This window comes from Pseudomonas sp. MF6767, from assembly GCF_016405475.1.
In the GTDB taxonomy this organism is placed as follows: domain Bacteria; phylum Pseudomonadota; class Gammaproteobacteria; order Pseudomonadales; family Pseudomonadaceae; genus Aquipseudomonas; species Aquipseudomonas paracarnis.
This window is the reverse complement of sequence record NZ_JAEKCY010000062.1, coordinates 1-551: the sequence shown is the minus strand read 5'-3', so window position 1 is coordinate 551 and position 551 is coordinate 1. Positions and strand designations below refer to the sequence as shown.

2 tRNA genes and 1 rRNA gene are annotated in these 551 nt (G+C 45.4%); all 3 read left to right on the top strand.

Annotated elements, in window-relative coordinates:
* Window positions 1-64, top strand: a 16S ribosomal RNA gene (locus tag JFT58_RS30105); the annotation flags it as partial.
* A gap of 124 nt (window positions 65-188) precedes the next feature.
* A tRNA-Ile gene (locus tag JFT58_RS30100) sits at window positions 189-265 on the top strand.
* Between the two features lie 10 nt (window positions 266-275).
* Window positions 276-351, top strand: a tRNA-Ala gene (locus JFT58_RS30095).
* The last annotated feature ends 200 nt before the right edge of the window (window positions 352-551 follow it).

The window sequence follows — 551 nt, the reverse complement described above, 5'->3', positions numbered from 1 at the left end:
CATGACTGGGGTGAAGTCGTAACAAGGTAGCCGTAGGGGAACCTGCGGCTGGATCACCTCCTTAATCGACGACATCAGCTGCTCCATAAGTTCCCACACGAATTGCTTGATTCATTGAAGAAGACGATAGAAGCAGCTTTAAGCTCCAAGCTGATAGCTCTTAGCTAATCAGTTACGCGCTCGAAATTGGGTCTGTAGCTCAGTTGGTTAGAGCGCACCCCTGATAAGGGTGAGGTCGGCAGTTCGAATCTGTCCAGACCCACCAATTTTGTTATGGGGCCATAGCTCAGCTGGGAGAGCGCCTGCCTTGCACGCAGGAGGTCAACGGTTCGATCCCGTTTGGCTCCACCATTAACTGCTTCTGCTGTTAGAGTTTAGAAATGAATATTCTGAAGCGAATATTGATTTCTAGTCTTTGATTAGATCGTTCTTTAAAAATTTGGGTATGTGATAGAAAGATAGACTGAACGTTACTTTCACTGGTAACGGATCAGGCTAAGGTAAAATTTGTGAGTTCTCTTAATTGAGAAATTCGAATTTTCGGCGAATGT